Here is a 16,137-nt window from a genome sequence, read left to right as displayed (position 1 = left end):
CGGTCTCCCACCTCACCCGTCATACCGGCGAGACACCTTTGCCACCGGATGCGTCGTCGCCCGGCCCCCGTCGGTGTCGTCGAATCCCGGTGAGGCGGAGTCACCACCGCCGCGGGGCACCTGCCCGCTGATGCAGGGCTCGCGATTCAGGTGGCGCCGTTGGTCTGTCGAAATTGCCCAGGCCGCCAGAGCAACCCAGGGTGTCCTCTTTGAGAACGGGGTCTCCTCTTCGAGAACGGACGTAACGCGTGACCATGGACTCACGTACTCCTGCGAAGTGTGCTCGACGCGCAAATTCGTGCAACTCGACAGTTCCCCTTGTGTCACGACTAGCTGCGGCACGACCAGGGTTCGCGCCGAACTGATTCGCGCGGCACATGGTCGAGTCCACCGACACTTCACCATTCGATCAACTCGCCCGCATCGGCATGCGCGAGCAACCCCGTGAGGATGTTGTCCCCGGTGCCGGCAAGCAGGGCGAAGCGTCGCGTCAAGAACGGTCGGTCACCAGATGACGAACCCGCCGTCGACGAGAAGATCGACTCCGGTCACAAATGACGCGGCTTCGCTGAGAAGAAACACAACGGGGCCGACTATGTCTTCGGGCTGGGCGTTCCTGCCCAGAGGCGTATCCGCCGCGTAGCCGGTCATTGCATTCGCCTGTTCCGGTCTTTTGGTCATGGGTGTGTAGGTATAACCGGGGCTGATGCTGTTGACTCGGATGCCTCCCTCAGCCCACTCCCACGCCAGGCTCTTCCCCAAATGCACGACGCCGGCTTTCGCTGCGTTGTAGTGAGCCTGGTGGAGCCCGCGATTCGCGATCGTGGCCGACATCGAGGCGATGTTGACGATCGCTCCTCCGCCGTTTCGCAGCATGGCTTGAGCCTCCGCCTGGCATGACACGAACACACCGGTCAGATCGACATCGATGACCCCTTGCCATTGTGCGAGCGACATGACGGCTGCTGGTGCTGCGTTGGCGATTCCCGCCGCGTTGACGGCGAGGGTCAGCGGGCCCAGGGCGTCTTCGACCAGAGCGATGCTTGCCGCCATCCCGTCCGGGTCCGTGACGTTCGTCGGTGCCGCGTGCGCCTTGCCGCCAGCATCTTCTATCTCAGCAACGACGCCGTCAAGATCGCTGCCCTCAAGGTCGATGCAGCCAACCGATGCCCCGGAGCTTGCAATCCCTCGCGCGATCGCGCGCCCAATCCCGCTACTTGCGCCGGTCACCACAGCTACGCGGTTGTGAAGACTGAATACGGGTGCGGTCATGGTGCGACTCCTTGTGATCAGGACGGGATTGCGGGGTGGAATTCGTTCACTTGTGCATTGTGCTGCGGCTGAATTGTTCAGTTGTTGTTTCGTCGCGCGATCGCCTGGAGGTCCTTGAAATTGCCCTCCAGGTTGGAATAGACACTCTTGTACAGCTGGAAGTACTCCATATACAGCTCGTGGTTCTGCGTGTCGGGCTCGAGGTGCTCCCCGTAGCGAGACCATTCCTTCGCCACCGCGAAGTCTTTGAAGACTCCTACGCCGACTCCCGCCAGGATGGCGTCGCCGAGCGGAGCCCCGGTGCGCCCCTTGAGAAGGGCCGTGGGCACGCCGAAGACGTCGGTGATAATTCGACGCCACACCTCACTTTTGGCCCCGCCCTCATTGAATATGAGCGGATATGTGATTTTCAAGCCGGTGCGCTGGAGCACTGAGTAGGAGTCGTAGAGCGCATAGGCGACGCCCTCGAGGAACGCCCTGAAGATGTGGCCGCGATGGTGATGCAGCGAAAGGCCGAAGATGACGGCCCGAGCTGAGGTATCCCAGATCGGGGACCGCTCACCCATGAGATACGGCAGAACCAACAAACCATCGCTGCCGGGTGGTACGTCGCGCGCTTGAAGGGTGATGAGATCATATGCGCTGACGTGCAGCAGGCGTTCGACGTCGACCTCTCCAGCCCCGAACGTGTCCCTCAGATACCTGAGCGCCTGACCACCCGTGGTTGTGACGGCCACGGCCGCGAATGTATCCCTCGGTGAGGTGGTGTACGGAATGTTGACCATTCGGAGCCCATCCTGCGATTCCAGGAAGTCCATGTTCTGATGTACCACTCCCAGAACGCCGCTGGTTCCCAGGTTCAACTGCATGTCCCCCGGCTGGATTGCACCTCCCGCTATCCACCCGGCATTACAGTCCACTTGCCCGGCAACGACAGGAGTTCCCGCGTTGAGCCCGGTGATCCGAGCGGCATCGGCCGTTATTTCCCCGACGAGATCGGTCGGGTCGAACAATGTCGGGAGGATCGCTGGGTCTATTTCCAGCTTGTCGAGGATGTCTTCCCGAAAGACGCCCGTGCGGATGTCGAATGCCACTCCATAGAAGACGGCAGAACTGCTGTTGAGGCTGAAACGCCCGGTGAGTCGGGAGACGATGAACCCGTCGACCGTGAGGGCCTTGTGTATCCGTCGGTAGATCTGAGGTCTGTTTCGCTTGTACCAATAGAGGTTGACCAGGTTTGGATGGTCCTCGATGCGATTCGCGGTCACCTGCTCGATCGTGGACTCTCCGACGATGTTCCGGATGATGTTGACCTCGTCGAGGGCGCGTCGGTCCATGAGATTGGTGGCGGCCGCGACGGGGTTGCCCTCGCCGTCGACCAGGACCATGGACGGCTGCGCACTGGAGACGGCGATTCCGGCAATCTCGTGGGGAAGACACTGTGATTCACGGAGCACCTGCGTGACGATCTCACAGGTGACACGCCAGTAGGTCTCGGGGTCGTGTTCGGACCAGCCCGGCCGTGGATGAAGGATGGGGTACTCACGAAATGCATACGCGAGCACACGGCCCTGGTCATCGATGACACAGGCTTTTGCGCCTCCGGTCCCGAAGTCGATGCCGAGCAAATGCGTGACGGCCATTAATTTCTCCTGGATTGAGTACCAAGCACACCTCACGCCCGCGATCGGGTCGCGGAGGTACGTCTCGCGGCCATTCTATTGACGCGTGCGTCATCGCGCCGGTCGCGCGTCAGCAGCACCGCCAGATGACGACGAGTCCCTGGGCGATCTGCTGGGCCGCCGGCGGAAGGCCGACCTTTCCGCGTCGCGATCGGGACGCGTGATCGACGGCCAGCCGTCTGACATACCGGTCGAGAACGCCGACGGTGAGCTCGATCAGACGCATGTTGCCGAGATCCGGAAAAGGACGGCGTGGAGGGTGCGGCGTCGGCGACCGGCGCTGTGCCGTGCAGCAGACTCGCCATGATCGCGCACGGGGCACGCATCCAAGGCTGTGGCCGGTGAGCTTAACAGCGCCACGCGAATCCTGTATTGATATCTACCTGCCGGGCGCACCCGTGCACCAACCTGGTGGCTCAATTCACCGAGCGTGCCGCTAGTGCCCTGGCGAGGGCGCTGGCGGAGGTTGTCGAGCTGTTGATGCGCCAGTCGGCCTCCTTGAGGAAGTGGAACCAGACAAAACCGGTGACGTCGGGTTGCTTTGCCAGGTAGGCCACTAAGGCAGTGTTCCACTTCGCCTTCGATCCGCCGGCCTCAGACGACGAGGTTTCGGCGATAATGATCTGCTTACCCGGCGCCAGTGCGCGCAGCTGCGCGAGCCCGGTGTCGAAGAGAGCTGCCGGTGCCTGCCAGGTGCTCCAGCCCGCCGAGGTTCCCCAGTTGTACCCGTCGAGCGCAACGGCGTCGACGTAAGCGGCGCCTGGGTATAAGCCAGCCAACGGCGTCGAACCGGTGTACGGGATGTTCGGGCTCCAGACCCAGGACACGTTGGTAGCTCCGGCTGCGGTGACGACGTCGTGCACGTGACGCCAGGCCGCAGCGAAGTCGCCCGGGGCATTGCCGTTGACGCCATCCGCCCAGGGATACCAGCTGCCGTTCATCTCGTGGCCGTAGCGCAGCATCACTGGCTGCCCCCAGGCCGCCAGGGCCCGGCCCCACTGGGTGAGGTAGGCGTCATAAGTGCCATTAGTAACGCGAGCAGAGGAGTAGGCCGGCTGGCTGAGCCCGCCGCCCCAGGCCCAGGGCTCCCAGGTGATGAGGCTCGTGGCTCCGCGCGCCCGCACGGAGTCGAGCTCGGCGATCGACAAGGCCTGGTTGAAGTCCTTGTACGACATCACGATCGAGGGGCTCTCGTTTACGAGAGTGGCGACGGCGTCCAGTTCGGAATGTGCCAGGGCGCCACCCGGGGTGGCCACCCCGAAACGTAGCCGGGACCTGCTGATCGGGGCACTTGTCGTCGTGGCTTGCGGGGTGAGGGTGGCGGCGGCTGTCGGGTCCGCCGCGGTGGAGACGGGGGCGACGCTGACGGTGAAAGACGCGCTCGCCGTCACGGTACCTGCTGTTGCGGTCACCGCCAGCATGCTGGTTGTGGTGGCGGGAACCGTCAGATCGGCACTGAAGGTTCCGTTGGCCCGGGTTTGAATCACAAGATGAGTAGTCGCTATGGTCACCGTGCCCGCGGTATTTTTGGGGAATCCGCGTCCGCTGGCGGAGAGTGTGGAGCCGGCCGGTCCGGTGTTCGGGCTCAACGAGAGGGTGGTGTTACTTGACGCGGCCGACGCGTTGCCCCCGGCAGCCAACCCGGTGGACCCGGCCAGGACGGTCAAAAACACCACCAAACCCGCGACTGCGGATCGGATGTGAGGGTGTGCGCGCATGGAAGCTCCCGTTGGGGAGATTCACTCGGGTACCACGGCACAGTGCCACAGTGAAAATCTCTTCTGTCGTCAGAGTAGGGCATCGAGGGGACTAGCGAAATCCGCGGGGCCTGCTGGCCACTAGGATGATTATGCGTCTGCATGTACTTTGTGCGGGCACACGGGGCAACAAGGGGGTGGTACCGTGCGGGGAGGGTCTTGCCTCGCGGCCGGCTGGATGGTGCTGGCTGCCCTTGTGTTTGCGCTGGTCTTCGGGCCTGCTGTCCCTCCTGCCGCGGCACTTCCCTTCACGACGCTTCCCTCCACGGTCTCGGCCGCTGTCGACGGCGATGCCGCAGACGTGCTCGAGCCCCAGGACGGGCCTTACTTCGGCTCCATCCTTAATTGGGCCGACGATAGCGCCCAGAGCCAGGCTGATCGGCTTGGCGCGCCAAGCGCGGTGTATGAGCACGAAGCAACCGTGCCCATGTCAGAGTCCAGCAAGTTGTACCTCGACCAGTTCCTCGACCAGGTGCAGCGGCAGGGCGCGCTTCCCGTGATCACGCTCACGCCCACCGTGGCGTTGGCGGATATCGACCAGGGCGTCGCGGACGCCCTCGTCGACGCCTTAGTCGAGGTGATCGGCGACAGAGAGCTACCGGCCTATCTGCGATTCGCGCCGAACATGAACGGTACCTGGACGGCCTGGGGGCAGCAGCCGTCGGCGTATCGGCAGGCCTTCACCGTCGTTGCCGAGGCCGTGCACGCTCGCCTCAACGACGCGGTAATGGTGTGGTCGCCCGCCGCTGGCGACGCCTACCCGTTCACTCGGGCGCGCCCGGTGGACACTGATCTGCTTCGTGAGCTCGATACCGACGGAAGCGGTGTGGTGGACACGGCCGACGACGCCTACGCCCCCTACTTTCCGGGCGCGAACGTCGTGGACTGGGTGGGGCTCTCCCTCTACCACGGCGATACCGACGGGGGTGAGGTCGTGAATGTGGTGCCGGCGGGTGGCGAGTTCGCCAGCCGGCTTGGTCCAGTCAGTGCCAGGGTACCGACTGATGATGACTTCTATGCGCGGTATTCCGGAAACACGGACACGCCGCTGATGCTGGAAACCGCAGCGTTCTACAGCGCGTCCGCGGCAGGGGGTGCTGAGCTGGCGGTCAAACAGACGTGGTGGCGTCAGGTTTTCGCCGGGTCAGAGGACGGCATGTACGACAATCTTGGGGTCGTCCTGTGGCGGGACACCACCTCGACCAGGGCCGTCGTGGGAGAGGTTTCGATCGACTGGAGCGGCACCCTCAGGACCCACATCGTCGACGCTCTTTCGGACGACCTTGCCAGTAGCAGCCTGGTGCTCGGCCCGGTGCTCGAACCGGTGGGTACCGCCACCCCGGGGGCAGCCGCGTTCACCGGAGCCTCGGTCACGGGGTGGCCTGCCTGGCTGGTGGTAGCCGGCGTCGCCCTGGCCGCGTCCGGTCTCTTCGCCTGGGCGCTGTTGGCCCGCAATCGAGTCAGGGTGCTGTACCGGGAGCAGCAGAACCGGGATCTGCGCATTGATATGTTCCGGGGCATCGCCATCGTCTTCGTCGTGATCAACCACGTGGGCCTGGTCTCCCTGTTCCAGAACGGCACCCAGGAGGCCGTCGGAATGGTTTCCGGCGCAGAACTCTTCGTACTGCTTTCCGGTGTGGTGCTTGGCATGGTTTACCGGCCCCGACTGGAGGCGGGCAAGCTGGGTGAGGTGATCATCCGTACTGGTGAGCGAGCCTGGAAGCTATATCGCACGGCACTGGCGGTGGTCCTGCTGATCTTCCTGCTCAGCCTGGTGCCGTTCGTGAACGACGTCGCCGTCACCACTTACACCGACCAGGGTGCTGGCGCCTCCGGAAGCTCGGCCACCGGGCGGGTCTATGACTTGTATACCAATGCGGACCAGCTGCTGGCCTATCCGGTCAACCCGCAAATCTTTCTCGATCTGGCCATGATGCGCCTGGGCCCATGGCAGTTCAACGTGATGGGCCTTTATGTTGTCTTGCTGGCGGTGTCCCCGCTTATCCTCTGGGCATTGTCCCGCCGCTGGGCCGTCGGAATCCTTGCGTGCAGCTGGAGTCTGTATGCCGTCGGCGCCCTGACGCATTGGCGCCTGCTGCCTTCGCAGTCTGAGGACTCTTTCCCCGTCCTCATCTGGCAGGTGTTGTTCGTCACGGGCATAGTCGCCGGCTACCACCGCCGTGAGATATTTGCCTGGTTCAGCACCCGGGCCGGCACCATCATCCTCGGCCTGATCGTTCTGGCCTTCGTGGCGCTGATGCTGTTTTCGTGGAACAACCCGTACCTCTCCAGCGCTGTCGATGTGCGTCTGGGCCTCATTCCCGACAACACGTTTCGCCTGGTCTACGACAGCCTCTTCGAACGCACCTCCCTCGGGATAGGCCGGCTGGTGAACGTGCTCCTGCTCGTGGTGACCGGTTTCGCGGTGATGAGCGCTTTCTGGCGCCCGATACATGCTGCCCTGGGCTGGTTCTTCGTTCCGCTCGGCCAGGCCACCCTGTACGTCTTCATCATGCACGTGTTCTTCGCGCTGCTGGTTGCGAACATCACGGCGCTCGCCACCGGCAACACATGGCTGAACACCGCCGCTTACATCGCCATCCTGGGGCTGCTCTGGGTAATGGTCAAGACCCGATTCCTGTTCAAGGTGGTACCAAGATGACGACAAGCCAGCGCAACGAGACCACAATCGCCGGTGACCGCCGAGACGCCGTGCTCAGCCCACCCGACCTACCGGACGACAAGCGGGAGAACAGATTCGACCGTGTGATGGCGATGGCGGCAAGTTTTTTCCGTATGGACCAAGCCGCGATTGTGCTCGCTGGCCGGGACTCTCCTCTGGTGAAGGGCCAGTTCGGTGATGATCTGGTTCGACCGGCGTTCTCCGGGAGCTTCACCGAAACCCAGACCCTACTCGTGATCGAAGATGCCAGCACCGATCCCCGGTTCGCCGGCAACTCGATCGTCGATGACCCCAACAGCGTGCGCTTGTATGTGAGCATCCCCCTGCGATCTCCTGGCGGCGAGCCAATCGGCACGTTCACCATGTCGAGCACGCGAACCCGTCTGTTTAGCGAAGCGGAGCGCACCCATGTGCAACGCATCGCAACCTGGCTCGAAGAAGAACTCGCTTACCAAAGCGAGATGACCAGGGCCGCGGAGGTGCAGTACGCGCTGCGGCCGAAAATAGAGGTGAAACTGTCCGGGTACGAGGTTGTTGGCACTTCCACGCCCTCCCGTGCTGTGGGCGGCGACTTCTTCGACTGGTACCCCGTGCCGGGTGGCCTCGGTCTTACCCTCGCCGATGTGATGGGCAAGGGCGTCGGGGCCGCGATCCTCGCGGCCACCGTGCGCGCGGTCATCCGTACCGCTGCCGGCAACTGGGGCGTCGCCGGCACGGTGCGCCGCGCGGCCCGACTGCTTGAGCTTGACCTTGATGGTACCGAGTCGTTCGTCACCCTCTTTCATGCGCATCTGCGTCCGGACGACGGTCGGCTCCGTTATGTCGACGCTGGGCACGGCCTTACCCTCATCGTGCGCGCTGATGGGAAGAGCGAACGGCTTGCTCAAACGGACCTGCCGCTGGGCACCGGCTTAGAACTTGATTGGCGGCGTCACACCGTATGGCTCAACGAGGGCGATACTTTGATCAGTTTCAGCGATGGGGTACTCGACCTCTTCGACGGGACCCTCGCGTCCCTCGAAGACGTGGCCGACATCGTGCGGCAGACGAAGACAGCGGCCCACGCTGTGTCTGTCCTGACCATGATGGCCGAGCACGCGGAAAGCTCGGACGACGTGGTTGTGGTCGCTGTGCGCAGGAAAAGCGCGCCCTGATGCGGATGTTAGTCATGCGAATCGTGATCGTGATCACTCTTGCCCTGGGGATCAACTACGTCGTCTGGCGCTGGATGTTTTCTCTCAACTTCGACGCGTGGTGGATCGCCATTCCTCTCGTGCTCGCCGAAACTTACAGCCTCATCGACGTCTGCTTGTTCGGTATGACCGTGTGGCGCTCCCGCATCCGGCCAGCGCCCCCGCAGCCTGCCGAGGGTGCCACGGTGGACGTGCTCATCACCTCGTACAACGAACCTGTCGAGATGGTGATGGACACCGCCCTGGCAGCGCAGGCCATCCGACACCCGCACAATACGTGGATCCTCGACGACGGCTCGCGCCCCGAGCTGCGCGCCGCGGCCGAGGACGCCGGGGTCGGCTACATCACCCGGGGCGATGAGTGGATCGGCCAGCCCCGGCACGCGAAAGCCGGCAACGTCAACAACGCGCTGATGCAGACGTCCGGGGCGTACATCCTGATTCTCGACGCCGATCAGATTCCGCGGCCGCAGATTCTCGACAACACCCTCGGGTACTTCACTGATGACAGGGTTGCCCTCGTGCAGACGCCCCAGGTGTTCAAAAACGTGCCGCTGACCGACCCGCTGGGCAGCCAGGCCCCCCTGTTCTACGGTCCGATCCAGCAGGGCAAAGACGGTTGGAACGCGGCGTTCTTCTGCGGGTCGAACGCCATCCTGCGCCGGGACGCCCTCATGCAACTGGGCATCATCGATTACGTGAAAGAGCTGGACGGGTCTATCCGGGCCACGCTGCGCACGGCTGCCAGGGTAGTGCGGCGGGCCCGTGCCCATGATGCCGCCGGGCAGCCCGCCATTCAGGAGGCCCTCAGCCACGTGCACGACGCGATCGCACACGCCCGCTCCCGACTCAGGAAAGGAGACCACTATGCCGAAATCACCTACGACCTGCAGCGCCAGGTTGATACCGCTGCGTTGTCAATCGTGACCAGCGACCTCGTCGAATTGCAGAGCGACCTGGCGGAGATCCGGGAGCTCGCCGCCGTCACCAGCGGCGACGGGGGCCCTAACATAGAGCACTTCCTCAACCTGGAGTCGACCATCGCGGTGCTCGCTACCCGGGAAATGTCGCCGTTGAACGCCCTGGAAACCGTGCAGGCCGTGCTGCGGGCCATTGACATCGATCGCGCCGATGAAGCGCAGCCGGTGATGCCGCTGGCCACGATCTCGGTGACCGAGGACATGGCAACCTCGATGCGGCTGCACGGGTTGGGCTGGAAGAGCGTCTACCACCATGAGACTCTCGCCGACGGCCTGGCGCCCGAGGATATCGGCACCATGCTGACGCAGCGGTTGCGCTGGGCGCAGGGCACCATGCAGGTGCTGCTGCGGGAGAACCCGCTGCTGCAGCGACGGCTGAGCTGGCCGCAGCGGCTGATGTATTTCGCCACCATGTGGAGCTATCTGAGTGGCTTCGCCGCAGTCGTGTACCTTGCCGCACCGATCGTGTTCCTGGTCTTCGGCATCCTGCCTGTGTCGACGTTGGCGCTCGACTTCTTCATCAGGTTCATCCCGTTCATGATCGCCAACCAGGTGCTGTTCCTGGTGGTGGCCCGCGGCATTCCCACCTGGCGCGGCCAGCAGTACAGCCTCGCCTTGTTTCCCGTGTGGATCGAGGCCTGCCGCACGGCTTTCAACAACGTGGTCCTGCGCATCCCGCTGGGCTTTGCCGTCACCCCCAAGACCCGGCCCGTTTCGACCGGACCGCAGTGGCACCTCATCAAGACGCAGATCATTGTTGCAGTCATGCTTGTGATGGCGATCCTGATCGGTTGCGTGCGCCTGTTCCTGGACGGCGCGGAGCCGATCGGCACCGCCGTGAACATTTTTTGGGCCGTGTACGACCTCATCGTGCTCGGTATTCTTATCACCGCAGCTCGTTATACCGGGCACTACGTTACGGAGACCGACGCATGAAATTCGAAACTTCACCGATCGGCGACGGTATCGCAGCCGTCCGCGGCGTCGGGCGATTGAATATGGTGTCAGCCCCGGCGCTGCGCGAGACTGTGGCCGTGGCACTCGCGGCCGGCCGGACGCGCATCGTGATTGATCTCAGCGGGGTTGACTTCGTTGACTCGTCGGGCTTAGGCGCGCTGATTGGTTGTCTGAAGAGCGCCCGCCAGCTGGGTGGTGACCTGCGTATCGCGCAGCCCACCGCGCAGGTAGAAATGGTGTTGCAGCTGTCGAACCTCGACCGGGTGCTGAAGAGCTACGGCTCGACAGAGGAGGCCTACAGTGATTGAAGGTGCTTGCGTGCTGCGGTTGACCACGCCGCCCGCCAACGTGAACGACGTGCACGATTTCATCGTCGCGGAGCTGGACCGACACCCTGACTTGAACGCGATGGACCGGATGGTCTTCTTGACGGCGCTGGTCGAGCTGGCGACCAATGTCATCCAGCACGCCGACACCGGCTTTGGCGTGACCTGCACGTTCTCCCTGCGCGTCGGGCACGATCGCATCGAAGCTGAGCTGAGCGACACCGCGGAGGACGGGGGTATCAAACTGGTCGCTCGAGAGATGCCTGCCGACGAGCTGGCCGAATCCGGCCGGGGGATCGCGCTCATCCAGGCCCTCGTCGACGACCTTCGCTACGAGCGCGTCGGCGACCGCAACCTGTGGAGCATCACCAAAAACACCGCACGTCCCGGCTTGACTGACGTATCCGCTGTTTCCTGAGTGCCCTCGACGAGCGCACGCCGCCTTTCGTCCAGGTCTCCGACTGTCGAGAAACTATGCGGAATGTAGCGTGAGGGAAGTTCTGCCCGGGCTCGAGAAACCCTCGTTTAGGACGTCGGTTGAGACGATTGTGCCGCCACCGTCGATGACGCGACGGTGGCCTTGCCCCCGTTGGGTGAACATCTCATAAGTGGAAATGTTCGCCAGGCAAGAGCACGTCGGGAATTCACTTCCGAGCACGAAGACGAGGCTGTAAAGCTGATCCTCACCGTGGAACGGGCGGTCGCGAGCGTAGCGCAAGGGCTCGGAATTAACGAGGCGACCCAGGTCGGTGGGTGACCGCGTTCAAAGCCCTTGACGACGCTGGTGAGACGGATGTCACGAGGTCCGAAGGGGCCCAGTTTCTGCGGGTGCGGGTGCGGGTGCGGAAGGAGAACACGGACGTGAAAATGGACCGGGCGTTCCTCAAGAGCGTCCATCTGCTTCTCCCTGGAAGCATCGGATACGAACGTCATGCGTTTGGGCTGGATCACAACGCTCACCGGGGCGCCCTGATCACTGCTCAGGCGATTAGCTCCTCAGCTACGAATTGATCGCCACCCTCCGCAGCTGACTCATATCCCAGGGTCGTCTGCGCGACCTCACGCTCGCGCGCTTCGGCGCGACCAGCCTGCGTGAACCTGGCGAAGCTAGATCGAGTTCGGACATCCGCTAGCCTCCGCGCCCGTTGCTTCGACGAATTCTTCACGACGAGCATGATGTCGACTTGGCGACGCAGCAGACATTGCGTTATTCCTTGGGCCGAACTCCAGCAATCATGACTAAATCAGGACTCCAAAGGAAAAGGGTCCCACTCGATCGAGCGGGTCCCTTTTGCACACGGAATTCGTTGGTGCACCCCCCCGGACTTGAACCGGGAACCCACTGATTAAGAGTCAGTTGCTCTGCCAATTGAGCTAGAGGTGCCTGGGCGCGAAATGAATTTTCAGGCCGACAAATAAGATTAGCATGGCAAAAATGGATGTACGGACCGTACGCCGACCCTGATGCGGAGAACCATGACAGACCGACTCGAATCCGGCGAAACTGCCCCGGCTTTCACCCTGCCCGACCAGACCGGCACCCCGGTTTCCCTCGCAGATTTCTCCGGCCAGAAGGTGATCCTCTACTTCTACCCCGAAGCAATGACTCCCGGATGCACGACCCAGGCCTGCGACTTCCGCGACAGTCTGAACTCGCTCAAGTCCGTGGGGTACAGCGTCATCGGTGTCTCACGAGACGCCCCCGACAAGCTCGCCACTTTCGCCCACGAAGACAACCTGAACTTCCCGCTGCTGAGCGACCCCGACCTCACTGTCCACAACGCCTATGCGACCTGGGGCGAGAAGAACCTCTACGGCAAGACCGTCACGGGGGTGTTGCGCTCTACATTCATCATCGACGAGAGCGGCTCCATCACCCTTCCGCTCTACAACGTGAAGGCCACCGGCCATGTCGCCTCGCTGCGCAAAAAGCTCGGCATCGACAGCTAGCCGCGTTCGACCGGGCGCTCAGGATGATTCGACCATGCGCTCCACGAACCCGGGAACAGTGCAGCATCCACCCCGGCGATCGCCAGCGCGAGCACATCGTGCGCTGCGGTGATTCCTGAGCCGCAGTACGCACCGACCGGAGTGCTGGCGGTCACACCGAGGGCTTTGTAGCGCTCGGCCAGCGCGGTTGCGGGCAGGAACCGCCCGTCAACGTCCACATTCCCGGCCGATGGTGCGTTGACAGCGCCCGGAATATGCCCGGCCCTAGGGTCCATCGGCTCCACATCGCCACGGAACCGTTCCGGCGCCCTCGCGTCGAGCAGAACCCCGCGCTCGGGGAATGCCGCGGCCTCGTCGATGGTGAGCACCGGCAGATGTCCTGCTTCGAGCACGGCGGTGCCGACATCCGGAACCACATCCCCCTCGTCGAGAGCGCGGCCTGCCGCGGCCCAGGCCGGCAGCACTCCATCGAGCACGCGCACGTCGTCGAGCCCGGCCCACCGCAGCAGCCACCACGCCCGCGCGGCGGCCATGCCCTTCAGGTCGTCGTAGACCACGACCACGCTGTCCGGGCTGATCCCCCAGCGCCGCGCAGAGGCCTGCAGGTCGGCGATATCGGGCAATGGATGCCGCCCGTCCCCCGGGTCACCGTGCCCGGCCAGCTCGTGGTCGAGATCCACGAACACTGCACCGGGGAGGTGCCCTGCGAGATAGCTGTCCTTTCCGTCAGTACGGCCCAGCACCCACCGCACGTCGAGCAGCACGGGCGGCCTGGGGCTGGCGAGCGCCGCGACAAGTTCGGCGACGGAGATGAGCTGTGACATGTGCTCCTTAGCGTGACGGTGAGCAGACTATGGGCGGCGCACCGTGGCTGCCAGCACCGGCGACGTGAACAACAACACAAGCGCGGCGACGGCCGGGATGAGCAACAGCCATCCGAGATCGGGTCGTGCGAACGACCCCTGGAATGCACCGATGGCGACAGCGATCTGCAGCACCTGCACCACGATCGTGGCCCCGCGAACCCACGGGCTTCCGCGCAGCACGTTCACACCGATGATGGCGAGCCACACCGCAGCGATGGTCGTGAGCACGGCGAGTGCGACGGCACTCGCATAGGAATCCGGGGTATCGATGATGAGCTCGATCACGAGATACCCGGTTGCCGCAGCCAGCAATGCGCACTGGGCGAAAATCAACACGGCCAGGGCGACCACGAACGGATGCCTGCCAGAGCCTCTCCGTACATCATTCACAGTGTGGCCCCATATACAACCATTGATTTGCATCTACCGATATGAGAGTCTATATGAGGTTGATTTCCAGCTCTCAGTGTTGCGAGCGGGTCCCCCATTTCTACGAATCCGATAAATCCGGGTCTGAGCAGTCGCTACGAAACCCCAGCCTTTCGCGGCGGGGGGTCTCGATACAACTGATGCAGGCCTGCCAGCGGGCCAGCCCCCCGCACGCACTGAAGGAGCATAACTATGGATTGGCGCGACAGAGCTGCTTGCCTCACAGCAGACCCAGAGCTTTTCTTCCCCGTCGGTAACACCGGCCCCGCTGTCGACCAGATCGACAAGGCGAAGGCCGTCTGCGGCCGTTGCTCGGTGACCGAGATGTGCCTGCAGTACGCCCTCGACACCTCGCAGGACTCGGGTGTCTGGGGTGGCCTCAGCGAAGACGAGCGTCGCGCGCTCAAGCGTCGCGCTGCTCGCGCTCGCCGCGCGTCCTGATCACCCCGCAAGCTAGTCGCCTCGCGAACTAGCTACATCCACATTCATCGCCGCCACGATTGGCGTAGTCGAATGCGGGCTGAGTGCTGATCGAACCGCCCACTAACGTCGGTTGAGCCACATCATCGGAACTTCGATGGTCACTTCGGTACCACTGCCGACCAGCGTGTGCCAGTCGATTGTGCCACCCAGTTCGCCCTGGATGAGGGTGCGCACGATCTGGGTGCCGAGACCGGAACCGACTTTGCCCTCAGCGAGTCCGACCCCGTTGTCCCGTACCTTGACGCTGAGGTTGTCGTCGGTGCGCTTGGCCACGATCTGCACCTCGCCGTCCTCGCGGTCGGCGAGGCCGTGCTCGACGGCATTGGTGACGAGCTCGGTGAGCACGAGTGCGAGCGGCGTAGCGTATTCGCTGGGCAGGTTCCCAAAACTGCCCTTGGAGATGGGCCGCACGGTCGTGCTGTGGCTGGATGCCACCTCCGCGATGAGCATCAGCACGCGATCGAAGACCACGTCGAAGTCGACATCCTGTGTCAGTCCCTCCGAGAGGGTGTCGTGCACGACCGCGATGGCCGCCACCCGTCGCATGGCCTGGCCGAGGGCGTCGCGCGCAACGTCTGAGTGGGTTCGTCGCGCCTGGATCCTGAGAAGCGACGCCACCGTCTGGAGGTTGTTCTTCACCCGATGGTGAATCTCACGGATCGTGGCATCTTTCGTGATGAGTTCGCGCTCCTGGTGCCTCACCTCCGTCACATCGCGGCACAACACGATCGCACCGACCCGTTTACCGTGGTTGCGGACGGGGATTGCGCGCAACGACACCGTCACTCCGCGCGCCTCGATGTCGGTACGCCATGGTGCCCGGCCGGTCACCACGAGCGGCAGGGATTCGTCGACGGTCAGTTGGCCGCTGATGAGGCCGGTTGTGACCTCGGCGAGTGATTCAGCCTCGAGCTCGTTCGGGAAGCCGATGCGGTTGAACGCCGACAATGCGTTGGGGCTTGCGAAGGTCACCAGTCCATCCACATCGAGCCGGATCAGGCCGTCGGATGCGCGTGGTGCACCCCGGCGCGGCCCACTCGGCGCTCCCAGATCCGGGAAGTCGCCCGAGGCGATCATCGCGAACAGGTCGTTCGCGCATTCGTTGAACGTCAGCTCCTGGCGGCTCGGGGTGCGGGCCTCGCTCAGGTTGGTGTGGCGGGTGATCACGGCGATCGGCTGGTCGGTGGTCTTGTTGCCGGTGGGTGTCAACCTGCGAAGAACTGGCACGGCGCGCACCCGGGTAGGGGTTTCTTCGTACCAGTCGGGAGCGGCCGTGTCGACGATGCTCGCGGACTGGAATGACTCGTCGATCTGGGCTTTCCACTCTGATTTCACGGCCTGGCCGACGAAGTCACGGTAGAAGAGCGTCGCCGAGCTGGACGGCCTGGCATGGGCGACGGCCACGAATCCACCATCCGTGGTGGGAACCCACAATACGATGTCGGCGAAGGCGAGGTCGGCGAGAAGCTGCCAGTCACCGACAAGCAGGTGCAGCCATTCGATGTCTTCCTCACTCGCGCGTCCCTGGGCCTGCACGAGTTCACTGAGCGTCGACATGC

14 protein-coding genes and 1 tRNA gene are annotated in these 16,137 nt (G+C 63.6%); 7 read left to right on the top strand and 8 right to left on the bottom strand.

The features are described from left to right. Positions 1 to 504 precede the first annotated feature (504 nt). From IEW81_RS09205 to IEW81_RS09190, 4 genes are all read right to left on the bottom strand, one after another. On the bottom strand, positions 505 to 1,272 hold the full coding sequence (locus IEW81_RS09205; protein WP_097059616.1) for an SDR family oxidoreductase: 768 nt from the start codon (positions 1,270 to 1,272) through the stop codon (positions 505 to 507). Between the two features lie 77 nt (positions 1,273 to 1,349). Further along, on the bottom strand, positions 1,350 to 2,915 hold the full coding sequence (locus IEW81_RS09200; protein ID WP_097059615.1) for an FGGY-family carbohydrate kinase: 1,566 nt from the start codon (positions 2,913 to 2,915) through the stop codon (positions 1,350 to 1,352). Between the two features lie 109 nt (positions 2,916 to 3,024). Further along, complete coding sequence (locus IEW81_RS09195; protein ID WP_188732713.1) at positions 3,025 to 3,180, bottom strand: hypothetical protein; 156 nt, start codon at positions 3,178 to 3,180, stop codon at positions 3,025 to 3,027. A 190-nt stretch (positions 3,181 to 3,370) separates the two neighbouring features. After that, positions 3,371 to 4,672 (bottom strand): glycoside hydrolase family 26 protein, encoded by a 1,302-nt coding sequence (locus tag IEW81_RS09190; RefSeq protein ID WP_097059614.1) that lies wholly within the window; start codon positions 4,670 to 4,672, stop codon positions 3,371 to 3,373. Positions 4,673 to 4,856: 184 nt separating this feature from the next. On the opposite strand from IEW81_RS09190, the gene opgC reads away from it, so the two are divergent. The 5 genes from opgC to IEW81_RS09165 are packed head-to-tail and all read left to right on the top strand — an operon-like array spanning position 4,857 to position 11,268. Then, positions 4,857 to 7,373 (top strand): OpgC domain-containing protein, encoded by a 2,517-nt coding sequence (gene opgC, locus IEW81_RS09185; RefSeq protein ID WP_143544611.1) that lies wholly within the window; start codon positions 4,857 to 4,859, stop codon positions 7,371 to 7,373. Continuing rightward, on the top strand, positions 7,283 to 8,548 hold the full coding sequence (locus IEW81_RS09180) for a PP2C family protein-serine/threonine phosphatase (RefSeq protein WP_097059612.1): 1,266 nt from the start codon (positions 7,283 to 7,285) through the stop codon (positions 8,546 to 8,548). The genes opgC and IEW81_RS09180 overlap by 91 nt, the downstream gene beginning before the upstream one ends. Before the next feature lie 14 nt (positions 8,549 to 8,562). After that, on the top strand, positions 8,563 to 10,503 hold the full coding sequence (locus IEW81_RS09175; protein ID WP_229671326.1) for a glycosyltransferase family 2 protein: 1,941 nt from the start codon (positions 8,563 to 8,565) through the stop codon (positions 10,501 to 10,503). Next, positions 10,500 to 10,832, top strand: coding sequence for an STAS domain-containing protein (locus IEW81_RS09170; RefSeq protein WP_097059610.1), 333 nt, complete (start codon positions 10,500 to 10,502; stop codon positions 10,830 to 10,832). Before IEW81_RS09175 ends, IEW81_RS09170 begins: the two co-directional genes overlap by 4 nt. A 10-nt stretch (positions 10,833 to 10,842) precedes the next feature. Next, positions 10,843 to 11,268 (top strand): ATP-binding protein, encoded by a 426-nt coding sequence (locus tag IEW81_RS09165; protein ID WP_229671325.1) that lies wholly within the window; start codon positions 10,843 to 10,845, stop codon positions 11,266 to 11,268. 890 nt (positions 11,269 to 12,158) lie between these two features. Here the strand turns inward: IEW81_RS09165 and IEW81_RS09160 are convergent. After that, positions 12,159 to 12,234 (bottom strand) — tRNA-Lys (locus IEW81_RS09160). A 92-nt stretch (positions 12,235 to 12,326) separates the two neighbouring features. Here IEW81_RS09160 and bcp point away from each other — a divergent pair. Continuing rightward, entirely contained in the window at positions 12,327 to 12,800 is a 474-nt protein-coding gene (bcp, locus tag IEW81_RS09155) for a thioredoxin-dependent thiol peroxidase (protein ID WP_097059839.1), read from the top strand. Here the strand turns inward: bcp and IEW81_RS09150 are convergent. Together IEW81_RS09150 and IEW81_RS09145 are read right to left on the bottom strand one after the other, a co-directional pair. Beyond that, positions 12,797 to 13,624 carry a sulfurtransferase gene (locus tag IEW81_RS09150; RefSeq protein ID WP_097059607.1) on the bottom strand — a complete coding sequence of 276 codons (828 nt, stop codon included), beginning with the start codon at positions 13,622 to 13,624 and terminating at the stop codon, positions 12,797 to 12,799. The genes bcp and IEW81_RS09150 overlap by 4 nt on opposite strands. A gap of 27 nt (positions 13,625 to 13,651) precedes the next feature. Then, positions 13,652 to 14,056 (bottom strand): hypothetical protein, encoded by a 405-nt coding sequence (locus IEW81_RS09145; protein ID WP_218839958.1) that lies wholly within the window; start codon positions 14,054 to 14,056, stop codon positions 13,652 to 13,654. Between the two features lie 231 nt (positions 14,057 to 14,287). Here IEW81_RS09145 and IEW81_RS09140 point away from each other — a divergent pair, with 231 nt between their 5' ends. Beyond that, the gene (locus IEW81_RS09140; protein WP_097059605.1) at positions 14,288 to 14,536 is read left to right on the top strand and encodes a WhiB family transcriptional regulator; all 249 of its coding nucleotides are present in this window, start codon (positions 14,288 to 14,290) and stop codon (positions 14,534 to 14,536) included. A 102-nt stretch (positions 14,537 to 14,638) separates the two neighbouring features. Here IEW81_RS09140 and IEW81_RS09135 read toward each other — a convergent pair whose 3' ends face one another. Continuing rightward, complete coding sequence (locus tag IEW81_RS09135) at positions 14,639 to 16,135, bottom strand: sensor histidine kinase (protein ID WP_097059604.1); 1,497 nt, start codon at positions 16,133 to 16,135, stop codon at positions 14,639 to 14,641. Between the last annotated feature and the right edge of the window lie 2 nt (positions 16,136 to 16,137).

Source organism: Salinibacterium xinjiangense (assembly GCF_014645015.1).
Classification (GTDB): domain Bacteria; phylum Actinomycetota; class Actinomycetes; order Actinomycetales; family Microbacteriaceae; genus Rhodoglobus; species Rhodoglobus xinjiangensis.
This window is presented reverse-complemented; position numbering and strand designations above follow the sequence as displayed.